Raw genomic sequence first — 21,591 nt, 5'->3', positions numbered from 1 at the left:
AGCCCGCCCCCTTGTGGATACCGCATGACTCCGGTGATACCGCAGCCACCGGCCAGCCGTCACCCCCTACGACACCACGCGTGCAACCTCAGTAGGTTATGGAGGAAAGCCTGCGGGCAGCCGGATTCGTGATGGGGGCGAGCATGACCATGCAAAAAGGAAGCAACGTCGCGGTGCCGGCCGGCACGGTGCGCGTCGAACTGGGCCGGCACGCCGCAGCGGGCACCCCGGACGTCGACGCCTCCGCTCTCCTGCTGGCGGCGGGCAGAGTCCGCGGCGACGCGGACTTCGTCTTCTACAACCAGCCGGCCCACGCGTCCGGCGCGGTCCGGCACGAGGGCAAGCGGACCGCTCCCGACCACGTCACCGACACCCTCGTCGTCGACTTCGGCAAGGTCGAGCCCGCGATCGACCGCATCGTCGTCGCCGCCTCGGCGGACGGCGGGACCTTCGGCCGGGTGAGCGGACTGTACGTGCGGGTCACCGACGCGGCGAGCGGCGCGGAGCTGGCCCGCTTCGACAGTACGGACGCCACGGTCGAGACCGCCTTCATCCTCGGCGAGCTGTACCTCCGGCAGGGCGCCTGGAAGTTCCGCGCGGTCGGACAGGGCTACAGCACCGGCCTCGAAGGCCTGGCGACGGACTTCGGCATCTCCGTGGACGAACCGCAACAGGCCCCGCCCGTCCCACAGGCCCCGGCGGCCCCTGTGACGCCGTCGCAACCTCGCCCCGCAGCCCCGACCCCGGCCCCCGCCCCGGTCGCCCCGACCCCGGTGGCCACGCCCGTGGTCCCCGTCCCGCCGACGGCACCCGCCGCGCCCCCCGCCCCCGCCGCCCCCGTGGTGGCCCCGCCCGCCGCGACGCCCGTACGGCTGACCAAGATCACGCTGACGAAGAGCGCGCCGTCCGTCTCGCTCGCCAAACAGGGCGGCACCTCCGGCCCGCTGCGCGTCAACCTCAACTGGGAAGTGCGCAAACAGTTCAAGGGCTGGGGAGCGAAGCTCGGCCGGGCCGTCGCCATGCACGCCGATCTCGATCTCGACCTCTGCGCCCTGTACGAACTCGCCGACGGCCGGAAGGGGGTCGTACAGTCGCTCGGGAACGCGTTCGGCTCACTGAACAGGCCGCCCTTCATCCATCTCGACGGCGACGACCGCACCGGCGCCCTCTCCAGCGGCGAGAACATGACCATCAACCTCGACCACAAGGACCTGCTGCGGCGCGTACTGATCTTCGTCACCATCTACGAAGGCGCCCGGAGCTTCGCCGATCTCCACGCCACGGTCACCCTCCAGCCGCAGAACGGCGCGGCCATCGACTTCTCCCTCGACGAGTGCACCGTGCCCTCCACCGTCTGCGCCCTGGCACTGATCACCAACAACGGCGGCGACCTCACCGTGCAGCGCGAGGCCCGCTACCTGGTCCCGGACCGCGGCGTGAGCCCGCAGCGCACCATCGACGCCGCCTACGGCTGGGGCATGAACTGGACGCCCGGCCGCAAGTGATCCACCGCGCCCGCCCGGACCGGCCGCACACCCTCCCGCGACGTCACCGGTCGGGCGCGGCCTCCGGGCGCGCATAGGTGCGGCCCTTCCACGCCGCGCCCCGCCCCCGGTAGTGCTGCACCGCCGAGTCCACCGTCATCAGCAGATAGAGCATCGCCGTCAGCGGCAGCAGCGGCCCCAGCCACAGCGACTGACGGTAGTAGGCCAGCATCGGCAGATACGTCGCCGTCATCACCGTCCACGCCGCGCCGCCCGCCCAGGCCGCAGCCCCGTCCCCCGTCAGCAGCCCCACCGCCAGCGTCGCGGGCGGCGCCACATAGACGAGCAGCAGCCCCGGGACCGTCCCCGCCAGCAGCAGCGGACTGTGCCGCAGCTGGGCGTACGCGCTGCGCGAGACCATCCGCCACAGATCCGCCAGCCGCGGATACGGCCGCACGCTGTCCACCCGGTCCGCGAGCCCCAGCCAGATCCGGCCGCCGCCGCGCCGCACCTCCCGCGCCAGCGACACGTCGTCGATCACCGCCTGCCGGATCGAGTCCGGGATCCGCGCCCGCTCGGCCGCCTCGGTGCGCAGCAGGACGCAGCCCCCCGCGGCCGCCGCCGTCCGTGACCGGGCCCGGTTCACCCGGCGGAACGGGTAGAGCTGCCCGAAGAAGTAGACGAACGCCGGCACCACCAGACGTTCCCAGACGCTCTCCACCCGCAGCCGCGCCATCTGCGACACCAGGTCGAAGCCGCCCTCGCCCCCCGAGCCGGCCGCGGCCACCAGATCGCGCAGGCTGTCCGGCTCGTGCGCGATGTCCGCGTCCGTCAGCAGCAGGAAGTCCGGCTTGTCCCGCCGGGCCACCGCGATCCCGTGCCGCAGGGCCCAGAGCTTGCCCGTCCAGCCCTGCTCCGGCTCCCCGGGCTCCACCACGGTCAGCGGGAACCCGCCGTACCGGGCGGCCAGCTCCCGCGCCAGCTGCCCGGTGCCGTCGCTGCTGCAGTCGTCGACGAGGGTGATCCGGACGTCCCCCGGATAGTCCTGGACCAGCAGCGACGGCAGGCTCACCGGCAGCATCTCCGCCTCGTCGCGGGCCGGCACCACCACCGCCACCGACGGCCAGCGCGCCGGGTCGGTGCGCCGGGGGAGCCGCTGGTCCGTCCGCCAGTAGAAGCCCTGCCCCAGCAGCAGCCACACCCACGCGATCAGCGAACCCACGGCGATCCAGGCAACGGCGCTCATCCGCCGCAGTCTGCCCCACCGAGCCCGGTCCGCAAGGGCTGTCGGCTAGGGTGACCGGGTGAAGATCGCGCTCATGGACTCCGGAATCGGCCTGCTGGCGGCAGCGGCCGCAGTGCGCCGCCTGCGGCCCGACGCCGAACTCGTCCTCTCCTCGGACCCCGGCTCCATGCCCTGGGGCCCCCGCACCCCCGAGGACATCACCGCGCTCGCCCTGGACGTCGCCCGCGCCGCCGCGGCCCACCGGCCGGACGCGCTGATCGTCGCCTGCAACACCGCCTCCGTCCACGCCCTGCCGACGCTCCGCGCCGAACTGGAGCCCGCGCTGCCGGTCATCGGCACGGTCCCCGCGATCAAGCCGGCCGCGGCGGGCGGCGGCTCCGTCGCCATCTGGGCCACCCCGGCCACCACCGGCAGCCCCTACCAGCGCGGGCTGATCGGTGACTTCGGCGGGACCGCGGAAGTCACCGAGGTCCCGTGCCCCGGGCTCGCCGACGCCCTGGAGCACGGCGACGAGGCCGCGATCGACCGGGCCGTAGCGGCCGCCGCCGCCCTCACGCCGCCCGATGTCCGGGCCGTCGTCCTCGGCTGCACCCACTACGAGCTGGTCGCGGCCCGGATCCGTGACGCCGTGCAGCGGCCCGGCCGCCCACCGCTCGCCCTGCACGGGTCCGCCGGAGCGGTCGCCGCCCAGGCGCTGCGCCGGATCGGAGCGGACCCCGCCCCGACGGCCGAGCCCTCCGCCAGGCTCACCGTGCTCCAGGCCGGCCGCCCCGCCGTCCTCCCGCAGGCCGCCCTGACCTACGCCGAGGGCCGGATGCTGGCCGCCGCGGTGCCCGCCCGCTGACCTAGGTCCTGTCGTCAAACTCCCGCCGTCGCCCGAAGGGCGGCCCTGCAGGGTCAGGTGCGTCGTCAGTCGCCAATGCTCCGCAGCGACTCCCTCCTCCGCCTTGCAGCTGCACGCACCGGGCCCGCTCCCTGATCCGACCTGATCCACACGAGAGACCCGAGCTCCCGGGGGGCCTTCGGCGGATCTGGGCCCGGTAGCCCGATCGGTCCCCGCAGCCCCGGCCGGGAGCCCGGAACGCGGCTACGCTGCTGCATATGACGGACCTCCCCGAGAGCGCGACGCACGGGTCGAGCCAGGCGCCGCCCACGGAGTGGAACGGCCGCGCCACCAACCGCATCCAGTGGCTCCTGGCCCTCGCGGGCGCGGGCTGTGTGGCCCTCGGCATCGAGCTGGCCGTCGACCACGCCTGGTCCTCGGGCATCGCCCCGCTGCTCATGTCGGTGATCGGCTGCCTCGCCGCCGGGCTGCTGATCCTCTTCGGAACGCTCGCCTTCGTCCATGTGGCCGTCAAGGTCGACGGGGACAGCCTGGAGGTGCGCTGCGGCCACGCCGGCCTGCCGCGCCGCCGGATCCTGCTCAGCCATGTGACGGGTGCGGAATTCGTCCCCCGGATCAACCCGCGCCAGTGGGGCGGCTGGGGCTACCGCTGGCGTCCCGAGCAGGGCACGGCCGTCGTGGTCCGCAAGGGTGAGGGCATGGCCCTGCACCTCGGCGACGGCCGCACCTTCACCGTCACGGTCGACGACGCGGAGACGGCCGTACGGTTCATCCGGCAACGCCTGCACCTGCCGGCCTCCGGGAATCGACCGGGCGACTGACCGGACCACCGACCCGGCCGCACACGCCACCGGCCACCGCCCCGGTGACCGACCGGGCCGCGCACCGCCGGCCGAGAGGCGCCCCGGAGCCGTACGGGTCCCGGCCCCACGCAGGTCAACGCCGCCGTTCACAGCCGCCCACCGTAGACTCCGCCGGGTGAGCGCCACCATGACTCCCGACGACGACCCGCCGCCCGCCACAGCCTCCCCGTCCGCCGGACTGCTGCCGCGGCTCCTCCGCCCGGCCGCCGCCGTGCTCTCCGGAGTGCTGCTCTACGCGAGCTTCCCGCCCCGGCCCCTGTGGTGGCTCGTGCTGCCCGGATTCGCCCTGCTGGGATGGGTGCTGCACGGGCGCCGGCTCCGGCCCGCCTTCGGTCTCGGTCTCCTCTCCGGCCTCGGTTTCATGCTTCCGCTGCTGCACTGGACCGGCGAGGACGTCGGCCCGGTGCCATGGCTGGCCCTGGCCGCCGCGGAGGCGCTGATCATCGCGGTGGGGTGCGTCGGCATCGCCGCGGTGACCCGGCTCGCGTACTGGCCCGTGTGGGCGGCCGCGGTCTGGACGCTGGACGAGGCGGTCCGCGCCCGGATCCCGTTCGGCGGCTTCCCCTGGGGCAAGATCGCCTTCGGTCAGTCCGAGAGCGCCTTCCTGCCGCTGGCCGCGCTCGGCGGCACCCCGCTGCTCTCCTGCGCCGTCGTCCTGTGCGGCTTCGGGCTCTACGAGGCCGTGCGCCGGCTCGTCGCGTACCGCAGCACCGGTAAGGTCCCGCGCGCGGCCGTCGCCGGAGCCGCCGTGAGCGTCCTCGTGCCGGTCGCCGGGGCCCTCGCCGCACTGCCCCTGGTCGACGACTCGGCGGAGAACGGCACGGTCACCGTCGCCGCGATCCAGGGCAACGTGCCGCGCCTGGGCCTCGACTTCAACGCCCAGCGCCGCGCCGTCCTCGACAACCACGCCCGGCGCACCACGCAGCTGGCCGAGGACGTGAAGGCGGGCAAGGAGAAGCAGCCCGACTTCGTGCTCTGGCCGGAGAACTCGTCCGACCTCGACCCCTACCTCAACGCGGACGCCCACCAGGTCATCGACGACGCCGTCAAGGCGATCGGCGCCCCCACGGTCGTCGGCTCGGTGGTCGAGAAGGGCTCCGACAGCCTCCGCAACACCCTGATCGAGTGGGACCCGGCACAGGGCCCCGTCGACACGTACGACAAGCGGCACATCCAGCCGTTCGGCGAGTACATGCCGATGCGCACCGTCGCCCGCTTCTTCAGCGAGGACGTCGACCGGGTGCAGCGCGAGTTCGTCCCCGGCACCGAGGTCGGCGTCTTCGACCTCGCGGGGACGAAGGTGGGGCTCGTGACCTGTTACGAGGCCGCCTTCGACGACGCGGTACGCGACACCGTCACCCACGGCGGCCAGATGATCGCCGTGCCGAGCAACAACGCGACGTTCGGTCGCAGCGAGATGACCTACCAGCAGCTGGCCATGTCCCAGGTGCGGGCCGTCGAGCACGGTCGGGCCGTCGTCGTCCCCGTCACCAGCGGGGTCAGCGCGGTGATCCGCCCGGACGGCACGATCGTCGAGAAGAGCGGCATGTTCACCCCCGCCGCCCTCGTCGACGAGGTCCCGCTGCGCTCCTCGCTCACCCCCGCCACCCGGATGGGCCCCCTGCCCGAGGGCGCCATCGCACTGCTGGCCCTGGCGGGCCTGGGCTGGGTGAGCGTCTCGGCGCTCCGGGCCCGCCGGAGCGCGGGGGCAGGAGCAGCGGACCCGGCCACGTAGGCTCGGATCCATGGCTACTCCCGACTTCATCCGTGACATCCGCGCCACCGCCGGGCACCAACTGCTCCTGCTGCCCGGGGTGACGGCCATCGTCCTCGACGACGAGGGCCGCGTGCTGCTCGGACGGCGCGCGGACACCGGTAAGTGGTCGGTCATCGGCGGGATCTCCGAGCCGGGCGAGGAGCCGGCGGCGACGGCGGAGCGCGAGGTGCTGGAGGAGACCGGTGTGCACTGCGTGGCCGAGCGGGTGGTGCTCACGCAGGCGCTGGATCCCGTGCAGTACGCGAACGGCGACATCTGCCAGTACCTCGACGTCACCTTCCGCTGCCGGGCGACCGGCGGCGAGGCGCGGGTCAACGACGACGAGTCGCTGGAGGTGGGCTGGTTCCCGCTGGACGGGCTCCCGCCCCTCGGCGAGTTCGCCCTCTTCCGGATCAAGCAGGCCCTCACCGATGGCCCCGCCTGGTTCCAGCCCACCCCGCGTACTCCGTAGCCCTCAGTTCACCGTGAAGGACCCCGTCGCCCCGGTGAACGGCGTGATCTTCCCGAGCAGGCTCCTGGCGTCCCCGTGGTGCGCGATCCGGTACGTGCCGGGTGCCGTGTCCGCCGCGATGGCCCAGGTGATCGTGGCCTTCGAGGTGCCGGTCAGACCGTTCAGCCGCGTCCAGCGGTAGGCGGTCTCCCAGTCGCCGTCGTCCAGCACCCGCTGCCAGGTGCCGTTCTCCAGCCGCTGCACCTCCAGGAAGGTGGAGCCCCGGCGGACGTCGTTCTTCGGGTGTCCGGTGGCGAACTCGACGGTCGCGGTGGAGCCGCGCGCATATGAGGTCTTCGGGGCCTTCAGGACGCCGCCGAACGCCTTTCCGGCGGGCGGGTTGTCGTACACGACCCCCGTCTGGAAGGTGAACTGCCGGCCCGACTCGTCAGGAGGCGTCGCGCCCCGCTCCAGGGTGGTGCCCTCGCGCAGGGAGTCCGCGATCCGGGCGTACTCCTGCTGGTAGGCGGGCAGGGTGTAGCGGCCGTAGAGCGTGGAGCCGCCCTCGTAGTTCTGGGTGTCGTACTCCTCCGGCGTCGTCACGTACTGGCTGTAGGCGTTGGCGTACCCCTGGAGCAGGACGCGGTCCAGCGGGACGCCCAGCCGCTCGGCCACCGTACGGCGTACGCGGAGGCCGGAGGTGATCGTGAACTCGCCCGGGGCGGCCACCAGGTGCAGCTCGCCGATCTTCATGATCTGGAGCGGGAGGCGCTGCGGAGTGACCGGGTGGACGTTGCTCAGCAGCCCCGTGGGGATCAGGCTCGCCTTGGGGTACTGGCAGGTCGCGAGCCAGGACGGGGTGTCGATGCGCAACGCGTCGAGGATGCCCGCGACCGGGGTGCGCGTGCCCTCCTCGAAGCCGGGGATCGCCGGGCCGTCCTCGACGCTGCCCGCGAGCGTGGACGCGCCCACGACGGCGGGACAGGTGCGGTGCTCCTTGCCGTCCGGGGTGTACTCCGGGCGTACGGTCACGCTCTCCATGTCGACGTACGCGAGCCGGGAGTCGACGCCCCCGGAGACGGGCCGTGTGCCGGCGTAGATCTCGCGGGCCTTGTCGAGCTGGCGCTCGCCGATGACGCGCGTGTTCTCGAACTCGTCCTCGGTGGGCCCCGATCCCGGCTTCAGATTGAGGTTCGGCGACATGTCGCCGGCGTTGGTGTTGGGGAAGGCCGCGACGAAGCCGGGGGTGTCGTCGAGGTAGCGCACCCCCTCGTGGTCGTGCTCCCAGGCGTAGGCGGCGTAGCCCTTGTTGTCCGGGCTGATGAGCGTGTTCTTGTTGGTGATCGAGGTGTTGTGGGTGGCGAACCAGCTGATCGCGCCCGCGTCCCTGCCGCCCTGTTTGAAGCGCAGGACGGTCATCGCCGGGTCGATCGCGTCCGGGAAGGCCGCCCGGTCGGCCGCCGGGTTGCGGTCGAAGGCCTCGCGGGAGCGGTTGACGCTGGCGTTGGCGAGGGTGCCCGTGCCCAGGCTCATCGTGCCGGGCTTCAGGTCCTCGTGGGCCTTGGCGACGGAGTCCGTCATGCCGTCGACGATCGCCCGGTAGGTCTCCTTCTGGAAGCCGAGGACCGAGAGGTTGTAGGCGACGTGGTGGGAGTAGCCGCCGGGCCCCGAGTGGGTGTGGGTGGCCGACAGCAGGACGTTCTCCTCGCCGTACAGGTCACCGTAACGCTCCTTCAGGCGGGCGATGACCCCCTGCCGGACGGACTGGAAGATCATCGCGAGGTCGGCGTTGACGTACACCACGCGCTTGCCGCTCGACCGGTCGACGACGACGAAGGCCCGTGACCGCTGTCGCTGATGGATGCCCGACGTCTTCTGGTCGAAGCTGGAGTAGCCCATCATCCCGGTCTCGGCGGCCTCGCCCGTGACGTCGGAGATGCCCCGCCCGACGAGGTAGTTCCCTCCGTCGGCGGTGCTCGACGCCGACGCGGGGGAGGGGGCGCCGAGGGTGACCGTGCCGAGGACGGCGGCGAGTGCCGCGACGGGGAGCCTGCGCCGGGCGCGGCGGGTGGCGGGGGGTGGCATGGAACCTCCTGGGGCGGGAGACGGGGATGCCCGGGCCCGGTCGGCGGCTCGCTGATGGGAGGGACCGGGGCAGTGCCCCGACCGTAGAGGAGTGTGACCCGCGTCGCATAGATGCCTACCGGCCAGTAAAAGGGCGTGCCCGCGCCCCACTCGTTGACATGGGCATGCCGCATTGTTCTACTGAGTGGCGGATCAATTGACCAGTACGGGAGGAGGATATTCATGCAGGCAGTTGAAGAAAAGGTCCAGGGCGGAACGGACCGGAACGCCGATGATGTATTCGATCTGGTGATCGGCGATCTGGAACAAGAAATTCCGCCGCTCGCTTCACCGACGAACTCGGGCAGCGGCACCGCCTGTGGTTCGTGCGCGAGCATCTACTGCTGTTGACGCGCGCCGGGTGGTGTCGCCACGTCGGCGCCACCCGGGTGACCCGCACATCCCCTCCCCGACCCCCTCCCCGTGACGAGCCGAAGGGCTGCTGTGCCGGATTCACCCATGGACGTCGAGCCCCTCTGGGAGATGAGCGACCCCGGCCGGGACCCCGGTGGAAACCGCGGCCGAGACCACGGCGGCGGCACCGGGCGAGGGCCCGCCCCGGGATCAGGCCAGGGTGCCGAACAGGACGGATCACCCCAACTCTCCCCCGTCGCGCGACGGGTGATCGACGCCCTCCGGAAGGGCGAGGCCGGCGGACTGTTCCCGCCCGTCGTCACGGCGGGCCCCGAAGGGACGGTCGCGATCGGCCGGCTGCTCGGCGGCGAGGCGGACGCACGGATGATCGAACACGCGCTCCGCGACCGGCGGTTCGCTCCGCTGCTGGACCTGTGGGACCGGCTGGACGCCTGGTGCGCATTCTCCGGACCACGCTATTCCTCTGTGGTTTCCGCCGGAATACTGGATATCACCAACGCCGATATCTTCGGCCCCGTGGTATCCGAGGCATTCGTGGCCTGCGCTGCCGGAAGACCGCACTACGCCCGTGACCGGGTGGCCGAGTGGGCGGTGCGCTGCGAGGAATTTCTGACGCTGTTCCTCGACCGATTGCTCCGGGACATGAACGCCTGCTGGCCCGGTGAACCCATGTTCCGGGGGCCGGTCGTCGGGCTGTGGGCCCACGGCGAGGAAACCCACAACGGACGCCAGCGCGTCCTGCGCCTCGACTGCGCCGGCGGCGGCCGGGTCGCCTACAAACCGCGGCCTGCCTCCGGCGAGCTGCTGTTCACCGCGTCTACCGCGTCCGTCACGTCCACCGCGTCCGTCGCATCCACCGCGTCGGCAGGATCTACCGCGTCTACCGCATCCGCCGCGTCCGTCACGTCCACCCGATCGGCCTCGCCCGCCTCGCTGTTCGATCTGCTCAACCACGCGCCCACGGCGTCCGGCGAGGTCCGGCTGCCCGTGCTGTCCTGCTGGCCCGGAGCCGAGCCCGGCTACCTGTGGCAGGAGTGGATCGAGCCGCCCGCACAATGGGGGCCGATCCGGGCCTCCGGGCCGTGGGAGCTGACCGGAACCCGGCTCACCCCACAGGAGTCGAGGCGGTTCTGGCATCGCACCGGCTCGCTGACCGCCGCGATGTTCGCCTTCGGGATCACCGACATGATCGGCGGCAACGTGGTCACCGGGCGCAGGCCCGGCGACCCCGAGCCCCTGCTCTACCCGATCGACCTGGAGATCTACTTCTGCCGGGTCCCGCGCCTCTACGACACGGGCCTCCTGCACGACGCGACCGCCGAGATCGACCAGCACCACGTCGGCCTGGAGCGCACCGCCCGCTGGTGCGACGCCGAGGGCCCGCCGGTCTGCTGGACCGAGCGGCCGACGGGGGAACTGCGCCTGGACCGCCGCCGCGTCTCCCTCACCCGGGAGGAGACCAGGAACGTCGTCGCCGACACCGACGGGCGGACCGGTTACGGGCCCTACCTCCCGGCCATGCTGCGCGGCATGTTCGACGCCTGGACCCTGATGTGCCGACAGCGGCCCGCCATCGGTGAGTTCCTGTCGACCGCCGCCACCGCCGGCCACCACGTACGCGTCCTGCGGCAGCCCACGTTCCGGTACTTCGACGCGCTCGTGCCCCGCTGGCTGTCCGGCGGCGGCGCGGCGCCCCGCCCCACCGAACCCGACGTCCACTTCGACCGGGCCGAACGCGACCAACTGCGACGCCTGGACGTGCCCTACTTCGTCCGCTCCCTGGCGGGCGGGCCGGTGCTGAGCGTCGCACCGCCGCCCGTGCCGTTCGGGACGGCCCGGGTCGCCGCCCGGCCCGAACCCGAGGGCGGCTGGCCTCCACTGCGGGAGCTGCTGGAGGGCGAGAACCTCACCCTCGCCGGTCTCGGAGTGGCCCTCCGGGACGCCGCGGAGCACGTGTTCGACGATGTGACGGACCACGTCGTCGCGGATGGCCCCCTGGGCGTCCGACTCCACCTCCAGAGCCCCGCCGAGGGCCAGGTCGCCTTCGACTGGCCGGAGGCCGGCCGACGGATCACCTACCTCTGGGACCGGCAGAAGGTACGGCTGCGCATCGACCCGGTCGACGCGCCCGAAGCCCCGGTCGAGCCCCAGCCCGCCGGGGAGATCCGGCGCAGGCTGCTGCGGCTCGACCGGCTGGACGGCGCCGTCCGGACACCGTGGGCCGACGGCGGTATGAGCGACGGGACGGCCGAGCGCCGCCTGCGGGACCTGACCGACGCCGGCATCACCTGGCTCACCACGGTCGTGGCCGACCACGGCTGGCCCGGGCACGCCCTGGTCGGCGCGGAGGCGGCCGCCGCCGCGAGCCGCCTCGTCCAGCACGCCCGGGAGCACCTGGACTTCCGCCGCCACTGCCTGGAGCTGATGCGGGACGCCGCGGAGCGCGGAGATCTGCCGTGGCGAGAAATCGCCTATCTGACCGATGAGTTGCGGGTGACCGAGGGGCTCCCGCAGGTGTACGGAACGAAGTTCGAGCCGGTCGGCGGAGTGCTGGTCCCCTGGCCGGTGGAGGAACCGGAAGACGTGGACCACCGCCGGGCCGCTCTCGGCATGGAACCGCTCGCCGACCACACGGACCGGATCCGGCGGCGGTTTCCCCTGACCGGAAGGGAAACATCATGAGCACGCTGGCCCCCGAGGCGCGGCGGACGCCGGACGGCGTCGACTGGGAGCTGTTCGGGCAGCGCTTCTGGGACCGGCGGCCCGCCCGGCTGCGCGCCCGGCCGCCGTTCGGTCTCGACGAGGTCCACCCCCTGAACGTCGCCTCCTGCGCACCGTTCCGCGCGGGCACCCGCTTCTGGGTGATGCCCGACGTCCGGTTCCTCCTCGGCGACGGCTGGCTGCGCGCCCCCGGAACCCTGCTGCCGGACACCACGGATCCGACCCTGGACGACTACCTCGACCGGCTCGACACCGAGGTCCCCGGACAGGGCTACCTGTTGACCGTGCGACAGCCGCTCCTCCTGGATCACGCCCTGTGGTCCGCCGTACGGGACACGGTCAGCGGGCTCTGGCGACACGTCGGCTGGCCCAACCTCCCCCTCACCGCCGAGGTGCTCACCGGCGACCGGTTCACCCAGCACGCCGGCGCGGCCGAGGCCCCGACGCACGCGGCGCTGACCTGGGTGCTGCGCGGGCGCCTGGACGTGACGCTGTGGGACGAGCGCGGCGGGCCCCCACCGGCGGACATCGCCGACCCGGACCGGGACGTGCCCGGCGCGCGCACCCTCGGCGCCGGCGCCGGGGAACTGCTGTACTGGCCCGGCGACCAGCGGCACGTGGACACTTACCGCGAACGGTGCGTCGCCCTCCGCCTGCGGATCCCGGTCGACCGGGGGCTGCCGTTCACCGCGCTGCGCGACCTGCTCGCCGACCTGGTGCACGCGGGCCAGGACAACGACGAGACCGTGCCCTACTTCCCGTTCGGCCCCGGAACCCGTATCGACGACCGGGACGGTGTGCTGCCCCGCCTGACCGCGCTCGGCGACGAACTGCGCGGAGCCGTGGACGGCGAACGGCTGCGCAGGACGCTGGGGATCCGCTGGGCCGCGCTGCGCTCGGCCGCCGGGCTCGAACCGATTCCGGTGCCCCGCGACGGCGTCACCATCACCCGGGACACCCGCTTCCGTCGCACCGGCGAGATCGTCCGGATGACAGACGGGCCCGCGCACGAGGTCTGGGCGGTCGACGGGAACGTCTTCACCCTGCCGAGAGCCGCGAGCGACCGCGTGTACGCCGCCCTCGGCGACGGCGAGGAGACCGGCGCCGACGACGTCTGCCGCGCCCTCGCCGCCGGCGGCGACGACAGGAACGATCCGACGGTGCTCGCGCTGCTCGACAAGCTGTACCGGCTGCGCGGCATCGACCTGGCCGAGGAGAGGGCACGATGACGCTGACGGTCGAGAAGGCCTTCGACTGGGACACCTTCGCCGACCGCTTCTGGGACCGGGCGCCCGTGCTCTACAAGGGCCTCGACACGGCGCCGTTCGACGAACGCGAGGTGTTCCGGGCCGCCGTGCTCGGCAGCCGCCCGCCCCACCCGCTCGCCGTGCCGGGCAACGTCCAGTTCCTCGTGCGGCGACGGCAGCAGACCCGGCCCCACGACTATCTGCCCCAGTCGCGCGACAGCTCGCTCGACGGCTACGAGCGGCGCATGGCCGACCGGCTGGACGGGCAGCGCTACGCCCTCGTCGTCCACCGCTTCCACTCCTTCTCCCACCCGCTGTGGGACCGCGCGCAGCGGTTCTACGCCGGGCTGTGGGAGCGCGTCGGACAGCCCACGCACACCGCCGGTTCCACGCTGTTCCACGGCTCCTACGAGCACAGCCCGGTCGGCGTGCACCAGGACCGCTTCGCCACGTTCATGTTCTGCGTACGCGGCACCAAGCGGATGCGGTTCTGGGCCGAGCGGCCGTGGTCGGACCCGGTGCACACGGTGCTGGACTACCAGCCGTACCTGGCGTCCTCGTTCGTCGCCGAGGTCGGACCGGGGGACCTGCTGTACTGGCCCGCGCGCTACTACCACGTGGGGGAGAGCGCCTCGGAGGCCCCGGCGACCAGCGTCAACGTGGGCATTCCGCGCCGCGAGCACCGGCCGTACTACGAGATCAAGGACCTGTTCCGGGGCACCCGGCCGAAGAGCTCCGCCCCGCTGTTCACCCCGGACGCCGGTCCGGACGGCCGGCTGGCCGGGGAGCTGCCCAGGGCCCTGGCCGACGCCGTGGACGCCTTCGCGGAACACCTGGACGAGGAGCGGTTCGCCGACCGGGCCACCGCGCTCGCGCTGCGGGTCAGGACGGCGGGCGGCTTCTGGCCTACCGAGCCGCCCGCGGCGCCGCGCCCCCTGGACGACGACACCCCCGTACGCGGCTGCGCCCCGCTGCTGCCCGCTCCCGGCGGGAGCCCGCACGGCTGGGCAGCCAACGGCCATGTCACCTCGGGCGCGACCGGCGCCGAAGTACTCGCGGTGCTGCGCCGGCTGGACGCCGGCGGGACGGTGCGGGTCGGGGAACTGCCCGAGGCCCGGCGCGCGGACGTCCGCCGCCTGTTGCAGGAACTGGAGAGCTTCCGTGCCGTCATCCGCGTCGACACCCCCTGACCGCATACCCACTGACCGCAGACCCACGGGCCGAGTACCCGCTGACCAAGCACCCGCTGACCAAGCACCCGCTGACCGGGCACCCGCTGACCGAGCACCCACCGATGGGACGCCCCGTCCCGCCGTCCGCGGGCCCGCCCACCGGCAGGCCGCCGCCCGGGCCGTCGCGGAGATCGCGGGCCGGCTGGCCGACCCGGAGCGTGTGGCCCGGATCGCGGGCGTGCCGGACAACCTGATGCACTACCCGGGCGACCCCCAACCGGTGTGGGACCCCCTGTCGCTCTCCGACGGGCACCCCGGAGTCGCCCTGCTATACGCCGAGTTGGCGGCCGACGACCCCGAGGCGCGCGAGCGGGCCCACGCGCACCTCTCCGCCGCGCTCGCCGCCGGGATACGGCTGCGCCCCCAGTCGCTGTTCGGCGGCATGGTGGCCCTCGCGTACGCCGGGCACACGGCGGCCGTCGGCTCCGGCAGCTACACCACGATGCTCACCGGACTGGACCGGCACATCGTCGACCAGGCCCGCACCCGTGCGCGGGCCGACCTGGAGCGGGCCGCAGCCGGGGAGCCGGCCGGAGCGTGGAGCCGCTACGACGTCCTCGGCGGCACCGCCGGGATCGGCCGCTACCTGCTGGCCCGTCACCGGGCGGCGGACGGGCGGGAGGAGCGCGAGGCGGCGGGCGTCGCGCTGACCGAGGTGCTCACCTCCCTCGTGGCGGTCGCCACCGCCGGGGACCTCACGAGGCACGGCTCCCGGCTGCCCTCGTGGTGGATCACCGAAGGCCTTGATCACGGGCTCGCCGAACACGTCAACCTCGGCCTCGCCCACGGTGTCCCCGGGCCGCTCGCGCTCCTCTCCGTCGCCTGGCGGGCAGGGGTCCGGGTGGACCGTCAGGACGAGGCCATCGAGCGGATCATGGAGCTGCTGACCCGCCTCCGTACCACCGACGGGGCGGGCCCGCGCTGGCCGCACCTGATGACCCGCGAGCGCATCGAGAACGGAGCGGCGCCGGAACGCGGACGGGACTCCTGGTGCTACGGCGCTCTCGGCGCGGCCCGGGCCGTCCATCTCGCCGGCACCGCGCTGGACCGGTCGGACTGGCAGGCCGACGCACACGCGGCGCTTCTCGGCGCCCTGACGGCGGCCGACGACGGTCTGATCCGCGACTCCGCGCTCTGCCACGGCTGGGCCGGCCACCTCCAGATCGTGCTGCGCACCGCCCACGACACCGCCGACCCGGACCTCCACGCCACCGCCGACGGTCTGGCGGCACGGGTGCTGGACGGGTTCGACCCCGAGGCCCCGTTCGGCTACCGCTACTCACATACGCTGGCGGCGCGCGAACTCGACCGCCCCGGCTTCCTGGAGGGAGCCGCGGGCATCGCCCTCGCCCTGCACACGTACGCCACCGGGGACGCGCCGACCACGTCCTGGGACAGCGCCCTGCTGCTGAGCTGACCCCTCCGGCCCGTGTGGGACCAGGGCGACGACGGTGCGATAGTGGGGGCGCGTCGGCGCGGGGCCGACCGGAGAGGGGCGCCGTGTCCTACGAACTCGCCGATCGACTGGTCATCGGGATCGCCTCCAGTGCGCTCTTCGACCTGACCGAGTCGGACGCCGTCTTCCGGGAACAGGGCGAGGAGAGTTACCGCGCCTACCAGGAGCGGCACGTCGGCGACCGGCTCCGCCCCGGGAGCGCGTTCCCCTTCATCAGGCGTCTGCTCTCGCTGAACGACCTGGGCGAGGTGGACGACCCGTTGGTCGAGGTCATCGTCCTGTCCCGGAACGACCCCGACACCGGCCTGCGGGTCATGCGCTCCATAGAGGGCCACGGCCTGCCCATCAGCAGGGCCGTCTTCATGCAGGGCCACTCGCCCCACCGGTTCATGCCCGCCCTCAACATGTCCCTGTTCCTGTCGGCGAACGAGACGGACGTCCGGGAGGCCGTCGCCGCCGGGCTGCCCGCCGGGCACGTCCTGGGCGCACCGTACGAGGACGACGTCGACGACCACGACCTGCGGATCTCCTTCGACTTCGACGGGGTCCTGGCCACGGACGCGTCGGAGCAGGTGTTCCAGGAGGGCGGGATGGAGAAGTTCCGTGCCCACGAGGTCACCAACGCCGCGATCCCGCACGACGCCGGGCCGCTGAGGGATTTCCTGGCGAACGTGAACCGGATCCAGCAGCGAGAGGAGCAGGAGCGCCGGAAGAACCCCGACTACCGGATCCGCCTGCACGTCTCCATCGTCACGGCGCGCAACGCCCCGGCGCACGAGCGCCCGGTGCAGAGCCTCAAGGGGTGGGGCGTGACCGTCAACGACGCGTTCTTCCTCGGCGGCATCGACAAGGGCCGGATCATGAAGATCCTCAAGCCCCACATCTTCTTCGACGACCAGCAGGGTCACCTGGAGAGCACCTCGCGGACCACCCCGAGCGTCCACGTGCCGTTCGGGAAGCTCAACGAGCCGGCGGCGCCCGCGGCCCGCGCGGTCGCCGGAGCCGTGGCGAGCCCCGGTGTGGGCGACACTTCCCTCACTCACCGATAGTCACCGACAGCGTGGAGTGACGAGCGCGTGCGTTGTCGGAGCCCTCGGCGCGCTCCGCGCCGCGGGCCGGTGAGCCGGGCTCGCGGACAAGACGGCCCACCCCGCTGCGTGCCGCCGGGCGGCGGGGTACGGTCACCCCCAGGGCCCCGGCCAGCGGGAATTCGGTCAACGGCCTTGTACGGACAGTGAGTAGAGGAGAGACATGAGCGTCGACAACGACGATTTCCGCCGCCGGATCCGGTCCGACATTCCCCACTCCGCGCGCGTCTGGAACGCATGGCTGGGCGGTAAGGACCACTATCCGGTGGACCGGGAACTGGCCGACGTGGTGAGCGCGGCGTACCCCCAGATGGTCGACATCGCCCGTGCGTCACGCGCCTTCCAGATCAGGGCGATCCGCTACCTCGCCTCGGCGGGGGTGCGCCAGTTCCTGGACGTCGGCACCGGGCTTCCGGTGGCGAACAGCACGCACGAGGTGGCGCAGAGCATCGCACCCGAGTCGCGGATCGTCTACGTGGACAACGACCCGATCGTCCTGGCCCACGCCGAGGCGCTCCTGACCAGCGCCCCGGAGGGCCGCACGGCCTACGTGGACGCCGATCTGTCCGATGCGGACGCGGTCGTGGACGAGGCGGCCAAGACGCTCGACCTGTCCGAGCCCGTCGCCGTTCTCCTGCTCTCGACCCTGGGACACCTCGTTCCGGCCGAGGGCATCGAGGTCGTCCAGCGGTACCTGGCCCGGATGCCGGCGGGAAGCTACCTGGTGCTCTGCGACACGGTGACGACGCCTCAGACGCTGGCCGCCCAGGAGGCGTACGCGTCGGGCGACAACCCGCCCTACCTCGTCCGGAAGCCCGAGGAGATCACCGGCTGCGCCAAGGGCCTGGAGCTGGTCGAGCCGGGGTTCATCTCGATCGACCGCTGGCGGCCCGAGGAGGACGACGCGGTGCCGGTCGACCAGTGGGGGCTCGTCGCCCGCAAGCCGTAGCCGAAAGGCGGGCGGGGAGCCGCGCGGCGGGCCGGGGTGTGGGTCCGGGGAGGGGGGCGCCCGGGCCCGCACGGGTCTCGTTCAGTCGCCCCGCCGTTTCCTGGCCGTGTCCTCGCGCAGTCGCAGGTGGCGCCGCTCGGCCGCCTGGCGGCCGGCGACGCCCAGGGGATCTGCCGGATCGGCCCAGCTCGCGCCCGCCGCGCGGGCCGTCTCGATCAGCCCGGGCTCCCAGCTCGCGAGCCGCTCCCGCACCTCACGCAACAGTTGCAGTGAGGCCGGTGCCTGAGCCCGGTCGCTGGCAACCGCCGGTCCGGAGCCGGCGCCGTCGGGAACGGCATGTGCCCCGCGGAGTGCCTCGTCGATGTTCTTCAGAGCCGCTGACGCCGCGAGGGGGGAGACAGCGTCCGGGGCGGGGTGCCGGAACGGTTCGGGCCGGGCTCGTGTGGACAACGGGAGCTCCCTTGCACGCTCGAAATCTTGTCATCCTTCAGGCGACACGATCTGTTGTCATCGAATGGATGACATGCTACAACGGTCTCAGGTGAAAAGCACGGGCCGTCCGCCCGATCGACTGGAGGTGCTTCCGTCATGCTGATGCGTACTGATCCCTTCCGTGAACTCGACCGGATCACCGAGCAGCTTCTCCGCCCCGGCACCTGGTCGCGGCCCTCGGCGATGCCGATGGACGCGTATCGCGAGGGCGACGAGTACGTGGTGGCGTTCGATCTCCCCGGTGTCCCGCCGGACGCGATCGACATCGACGTCGAGCGGAACATGCTGACCGTCAAGGCCGAGCGTCGGCCGGCGGTGAAAGACGACCATGTGCAGATGGAGCTCTCCGAGCGTCCGCTGGGCGTCTTCTCCCGGCAGATCGTGCTCGCCGATTCGCTCGACACCGAACGGATCGACGCGGATTACGAGGCGGGGGTGCTGACCCTGCGCATCCCGATCGCCGAGCGCGCCAAGCCCCGCAGGATCGCCATCGGCGGGGAGTCCAGGCGCCGGCAGATCAAGGGCTGACCCGGCTCGGCCCATGACAGCGGCGAGGGCAGGGAGGGGCCCCCTCGTTTCCCCGCTCCCGGCTCTCGCCCGGCAACCACCCGAGGGGGTAGCTGCGGTGACCCTGCGATGGGAAGCGTTCCTGGACCGGATCCGGGAGCGCGGCGAGTACGGGACGCGAACGGAGGCCGAACGCGCCGCGCGCGTCGTCCTGGCCCTCCTCGGCGCTCACCTGGTCGGCGGAGAACGGGCCGAACTGGCCGCCCGGCTGCCGGAGACCATGGCCCTGATCCTGCTCAACCCGCTTCAGGCCGCCGAACCGCTCTCCCCGGAGCGCTTCGTGCGTGCCGCCGCGGCCTGGATCGAGGGAGCCGGTGAACAGACCGCCCGATGGGACGTCGGAGCTGTTCTGAGCGTCGCGGCGGAGGCGGCGGGCGAGGAACTCACCCGCCGCATTCTGCTCCAGCTGCCGCCCGGGTATGACGTGCTCTTCGGTGGGCACACGCGGAACGCATGAGCTTGATCCACCCCGCTGCCCCTCCGTGCCACCGTGATGGTGAGCCGTCGGAGCGGGCAGCGCCCCGATCCGAGCAGTACTGACGAGAAAGGCTGCCGACACGATGATCCATGAGCCTCGTAACGCCGGCGCACCGGCGGGCACGACGGTCGACCAGCTGCTGGAGAAGATCCGTTACGAGGGCGCCTACCCGACGCGCGAACGCGCCGAGGAGAGCCTCCGCGCTGTGTTGGGTGCGCTCGGCCGACAGGTCACCGGTGATGAGCGCGTCGCGCTCGCCGCCGCTCTGCCCAGGGAGGCCGCCCTGGTGTTCACCTCCGAAGTACCCGCTGTGCGGCAGCTCCCCGGTGCCGCCTTCGTCCGCGATCTCGCCGTGCGCACCGGTGGTACCCCGGCGACCGCCCGGTGGGACGCCGGCGTCGTCCTGAGCCAGATCGCCGCTCTGACGGGGGACGCTCTCGTCGCCCGGGTGGTGAGCAGCCTGCCGCCCGGCTACGCGCTCCTCTTCGGTCGCGCCGAACTTCTCGCCCAGGCCGCCTGACCCGAGGCCTCGCGGCGGCCCGCTCCAGGGCCGCCGCGCAGCGGGCCGGCAGGCGCCGCGGCCCGGGGCCGTCGCCCCCGGGCCGCGACTACCGGCGGATCGTCACCGGCTCGATCTCCGCGTTGTTGTGCCGGCGCGCCCAGTTCTCCAGGGCGACCCGGCAGGCGTGGTCGAGGTGGCGCAGACCGGTCAGGTCCAGCTCTATGGGCTGGTCCTGCGGGAGCTTCTCCAACTGCTCCAGGATGCGCGGCAGTCGCAGGAAGGTGGCGTTCCCGGTGAGGGTCACCACGACCCGGCCGCCGGTGAGCGGGTGGGTGGTGAGCTGGACGTGCGAGGTCTCCCAGGCCGACTTGACCACTGCCAGCAGCAGGCCGAGCACGACCCCCTCGAACAGGTTGGTCACGACGATCGCCATCGCGGTGATCGCCAGCAGCACGGCCTCCCCGCGGTGTTCGCGCCACAGTGGGCCGAACTCCTTGGCGGGCACCAGCTTGCAGCCCGCGTGGACAAGGATCCCGGCCAGGGCCGCCAGAGGGATGATTCCGACGGCGGCGGGCAGCAGCGCGGCGAAGAGCAGCAGCCACAGACCGTGGGCGATCCGGGAGAGCGCGGTGGTCGCCCCGGCCTGGACGTTGGTGGCGCTGCGGACGATGACCGCGGTCATCGGCAGCGCGCCGAGCGCCCCGCAGAGGGTGTTGCCGACGCCCTGGGCCACCAACTCCTTGTCGTAGTCGGTGCGGGGCCCGTCGTGCATCCGGTCGACGGCCGCCGCGCTGAACAGGCTCTCGGCCGAGGCGATGAGGGCGAAGGCCAGGACGGTGCCGATGACCGCCACATCGGCGAGCCGGGCGAAATCCGCCCCGCCGGGTGGATCGATGGCCTGCAACAGCCCGTTCACATCGGCCACCGCCGGCCGCAGACCGGTCAGGGAGGCGACGGCCGTGGCCAGGGCGACCGCGGCGAGGGGTGCCGGGACAAGACGTACGGTGGCCGGAAGCCTCGGCCACAGCAGCAGCACGGCGACCGTTCCGGCGCCGAGGCCGAAGGCGGTCAGGGCCTCCTGGTTCGTGATGATCTCGACGGCGAGACCGGGGAGTCCGGCCAGCTTGGCGAGACCGCTGCCCGGCTGTTCGGTGTCGGCCATGGCGTATACCTGGCCCAGCACGATGATCAGGCCGATGCCGCCGAGCATGCCCTGCACCACGGAGACGGAGATGGCGCGGAACCAGCGGCCGAAGCGCGCCAGGCCCAGCACCACCTGGAGCAGTCCGGCGGCCAGCACGATCGGGCCGAGTGTGCTGAGGCCGAATTCCCTGACCGCCTCATATACCAGCACGGTGAGCCCGGCGGCCGGTCCGCTGACCTGGAGCTTGCTGCCCGGCAGGAAGCCGACGACGAGCCCGCCGACGATGCCGGTGACCAGGCCCAGTTCGGCCGGTACTCCGGAGGCGACGGCGACGCCGACGCACAGTGGCAGCGCGACCAGGAAGACGACGAGTGACGCCAGCAGGTCACGCCGTACGACGTGGGGGTTCTTGAGTTCCTTCGCGGAAATCACGGTGGGTTTCCCTTGTGGGTACGGTCGCGGGGGGGGGGGGGGGGGGGGGGGGGGGGGGGGGGGGGGGGGGGGGCGGCGCCGGGGGGGGGGGGGGGGGGGGGGGGGGGGGGGGGGGGGCGGTGGGGGTGGGCGCCTGGGGG

At 72.9% G+C, this 21,591-nt stretch carries 18 protein-coding genes and 1 pseudogene; 15 read left to right on the top strand and 4 right to left on the bottom strand.

The window, feature by feature from the left end:
• Positions 1-131: 131 nt before the first annotated feature.
• Positions 132-1,505 carry a TerD family protein gene (locus tag ACH4KB_RS33090; RefSeq protein ID WP_398069980.1) on the top strand — a complete coding sequence of 458 codons (1,374 nt, stop codon included), beginning with the start codon at positions 132-134 and terminating at the stop codon, positions 1,503-1,505.
• 43 nt (positions 1,506-1,548) lie between these two features.
• On the opposite strand, the gene ACH4KB_RS33085 is transcribed toward ACH4KB_RS33090, so the two are convergent.
• On the bottom strand, positions 1,549-2,730 hold the full coding sequence (locus ACH4KB_RS33085) for a glycosyltransferase (RefSeq protein WP_398069965.1): 1,182 nt from the start codon (positions 2,728-2,730) through the stop codon (positions 1,549-1,551).
• Positions 2,731-2,788: 58 nt separating this feature from the next.
• On the opposite strand from ACH4KB_RS33085, the gene ACH4KB_RS33080 reads away from it, so the two are divergent.
• The 4 genes from ACH4KB_RS33080 (at position 2,789) to ACH4KB_RS33065 (ending at position 6,665) form a co-directional block, all read left to right on the top strand.
• Entirely contained in the window at positions 2,789-3,574 is a 786-nt protein-coding gene (locus ACH4KB_RS33080) for a glutamate racemase (protein WP_398069963.1), read from the top strand.
• Positions 3,575-3,831: 257 nt separating this feature from the next.
• Positions 3,832-4,395, top strand: a complete 564-nt coding sequence (locus ACH4KB_RS33075; protein WP_398069961.1) for a hypothetical protein — start codon at positions 3,832-3,834, stop codon at positions 4,393-4,395.
• Positions 4,396-4,564: 169 nt separating this feature from the next.
• A complete protein-coding gene (gene lnt / locus ACH4KB_RS33070; protein ID WP_398069978.1) occupies positions 4,565-6,172 on the top strand; it encodes an apolipoprotein N-acyltransferase in 1,608 nt (535 codons plus the stop codon).
• A gap of 10 nt (positions 6,173-6,182) precedes the next feature.
• A complete protein-coding gene (locus ACH4KB_RS33065) occupies positions 6,183-6,665 on the top strand; it encodes an NUDIX hydrolase (protein WP_398069959.1) in 483 nt (160 codons plus the stop codon).
• Positions 6,666-6,668: 3 nt separating this feature from the next.
• Here the strand turns inward: ACH4KB_RS33065 and ACH4KB_RS33060 are convergent, their stop codons facing one another.
• Complete coding sequence (locus ACH4KB_RS33060; protein ID WP_398069957.1) at positions 6,669-8,729, bottom strand: neutral/alkaline ceramidase; 2,061 nt, start codon at positions 8,727-8,729, stop codon at positions 6,669-6,671.
• Between the two features lie 222 nt (positions 8,730-8,951).
• Here ACH4KB_RS33060 and ACH4KB_RS33055 point away from each other — a divergent pair, with 222 nt between their 5' ends.
• The 7 genes from ACH4KB_RS33055 to ACH4KB_RS33025 all read left to right on the top strand — a co-directional run bounded on the left by ACH4KB_RS33055 (position 8,952) and on the right by ACH4KB_RS33025 (position 17,836).
• The gene (locus ACH4KB_RS33055; RefSeq protein WP_003970887.1) at positions 8,952-9,119 is read left to right on the top strand and encodes a hypothetical protein; all 168 of its coding nucleotides are present in this window, start codon (positions 8,952-8,954) and stop codon (positions 9,117-9,119) included.
• 108 nt (positions 9,120-9,227) lie between these two features.
• Positions 9,228-11,825, top strand: coding sequence for a DUF4135 domain-containing protein (locus ACH4KB_RS33050; protein WP_398069955.1), 2,598 nt, complete (start codon positions 9,228-9,230; stop codon positions 11,823-11,825).
• Entirely contained in the window at positions 11,822-13,093 is a 1,272-nt protein-coding gene (locus tag ACH4KB_RS33045) for a hypothetical protein (RefSeq protein ID WP_398069953.1), read from the top strand. Before ACH4KB_RS33050 ends, ACH4KB_RS33045 begins: the two co-directional genes overlap by 4 nt.
• Entirely contained in the window at positions 13,090-14,301 is a 1,212-nt protein-coding gene (locus ACH4KB_RS33040) for a JmjC domain-containing protein (protein WP_398069951.1), read from the top strand. Before ACH4KB_RS33045 ends, ACH4KB_RS33040 begins: the two co-directional genes overlap by 4 nt.
• 220 nt (positions 14,302-14,521) lie before the next feature.
• On the top strand, positions 14,522-15,760 hold the full coding sequence (locus tag ACH4KB_RS33035; RefSeq protein ID WP_398069949.1) for a lanthionine synthetase C family protein: 1,239 nt from the start codon (positions 14,522-14,524) through the stop codon (positions 15,758-15,760).
• 83 nt (positions 15,761-15,843) lie between these two features.
• Positions 15,844-16,848, top strand: a complete 1,005-nt coding sequence (locus ACH4KB_RS33030; RefSeq protein WP_398069947.1) for a 5'-nucleotidase — start codon at positions 15,844-15,846, stop codon at positions 16,846-16,848.
• Between the two features lie 202 nt (positions 16,849-17,050).
• Positions 17,051-17,836 (top strand): SAM-dependent methyltransferase, encoded by a 786-nt coding sequence (locus ACH4KB_RS33025; protein ID WP_398069945.1) that lies wholly within the window; start codon positions 17,051-17,053, stop codon positions 17,834-17,836.
• Positions 17,837-17,950: 114 nt separating this feature from the next.
• Here the strand turns inward: ACH4KB_RS33025 and ACH4KB_RS33020 are convergent.
• A pseudogene (locus tag ACH4KB_RS33020) lies at positions 17,951-18,286 on the bottom strand (HSP18 transcriptional regulator); the annotation flags it as partial.
• Between the two features lie 138 nt (positions 18,287-18,424).
• Here ACH4KB_RS33020 and ACH4KB_RS33015 point away from each other — a divergent pair.
• From ACH4KB_RS33015 to ACH4KB_RS33005, 3 genes are all read left to right on the top strand, one after another.
• Positions 18,425-18,856 carry an Hsp20/alpha crystallin family protein gene (locus tag ACH4KB_RS33015; protein WP_398069944.1) on the top strand — a complete coding sequence of 144 codons (432 nt, stop codon included), beginning with the start codon at positions 18,425-18,427 and terminating at the stop codon, positions 18,854-18,856.
• A gap of 97 nt (positions 18,857-18,953) precedes the next feature.
• Positions 18,954-19,352 (top strand): DUF2267 domain-containing protein, encoded by a 399-nt coding sequence (locus ACH4KB_RS33010; RefSeq protein ID WP_398069942.1) that lies wholly within the window; start codon positions 18,954-18,956, stop codon positions 19,350-19,352.
• A 103-nt stretch (positions 19,353-19,455) separates the two neighbouring features.
• On the top strand, positions 19,456-19,893 hold the full coding sequence (locus ACH4KB_RS33005) for a DUF2267 domain-containing protein (protein ID WP_398069940.1): 438 nt from the start codon (positions 19,456-19,458) through the stop codon (positions 19,891-19,893).
• A gap of 88 nt (positions 19,894-19,981) precedes the next feature.
• Here ACH4KB_RS33005 and ACH4KB_RS33000 read toward each other — a convergent pair whose 3' ends face one another.
• Entirely contained in the window at positions 19,982-21,451 is a 1,470-nt protein-coding gene (locus ACH4KB_RS33000; protein ID WP_398069938.1) for a SulP family inorganic anion transporter, read from the bottom strand.
• Positions 21,452-21,591 lie beyond the last annotated feature (140 nt).

Source organism: Streptomyces sp. NPDC017520, from assembly GCF_044329855.1.
GTDB lineage: Bacteria > Actinomycetota > Actinomycetes > Streptomycetales > Streptomycetaceae > Streptomyces.
This window is presented reverse-complemented; position numbering and strand designations above follow the sequence as displayed.

What these genes read in the sequence shown, in the direction of transcription:
- ACH4KB_RS33090 (WP_398069980.1), top strand. Translation starts at nt 132, where the DNA reads ATGGGGGCGAGCATGACCATGCAAAAAGGAAGCAACGTCGCGGTGCCG.
- ACH4KB_RS33085 (WP_398069965.1), bottom strand. Translation starts at nt 2,730, where the DNA reads ATGAGCGCCGTTGCCTGGATCGCCGTGGGTTCGCTGATCGCGTGGGTG.
- ACH4KB_RS33075 (WP_398069961.1), top strand. Translation starts at nt 3,832, where the DNA reads ATGACGGACCTCCCCGAGAGCGCGACGCACGGGTCGAGCCAGGCGCCG.
- lnt (WP_398069978.1), top strand. Translation starts at nt 4,565, where the DNA reads ATGACTCCCGACGACGACCCGCCGCCCGCCACAGCCTCCCCGTCCGCC.
- ACH4KB_RS33065 (WP_398069959.1), top strand. Translation starts at nt 6,183, where the DNA reads ATGGCTACTCCCGACTTCATCCGTGACATCCGCGCCACCGCCGGGCAC.
- ACH4KB_RS33060 (WP_398069957.1), bottom strand. Translation starts at nt 8,729, where the DNA reads ATGCCACCCCCCGCCACCCGCCGCGCCCGGCGCAGGCTCCCCGTCGCG.
- ACH4KB_RS33055 (WP_003970887.1), top strand. Translation starts at nt 8,952, where the DNA reads ATGCAGGCAGTTGAAGAAAAGGTCCAGGGCGGAACGGACCGGAACGCC.
- ACH4KB_RS33050 (WP_398069955.1), top strand. Translation starts at nt 9,228, where the DNA reads ATGGACGTCGAGCCCCTCTGGGAGATGAGCGACCCCGGCCGGGACCCC.
- ACH4KB_RS33045 (WP_398069953.1), top strand. Translation starts at nt 11,822, where the DNA reads ATGAGCACGCTGGCCCCCGAGGCGCGGCGGACGCCGGACGGCGTCGAC.
- ACH4KB_RS33040 (WP_398069951.1), top strand. Translation starts at nt 13,090, where the DNA reads ATGACGCTGACGGTCGAGAAGGCCTTCGACTGGGACACCTTCGCCGAC.
- ACH4KB_RS33025 (WP_398069945.1), top strand. Translation starts at nt 17,051, where the DNA reads ATGAGCGTCGACAACGACGATTTCCGCCGCCGGATCCGGTCCGACATT.
- ACH4KB_RS33015 (WP_398069944.1), top strand. Translation starts at nt 18,425, where the DNA reads ATGCTGATGCGTACTGATCCCTTCCGTGAACTCGACCGGATCACCGAG.
- ACH4KB_RS33005 (WP_398069940.1), top strand. Translation starts at nt 19,456, where the DNA reads ATGATCCATGAGCCTCGTAACGCCGGCGCACCGGCGGGCACGACGGTC.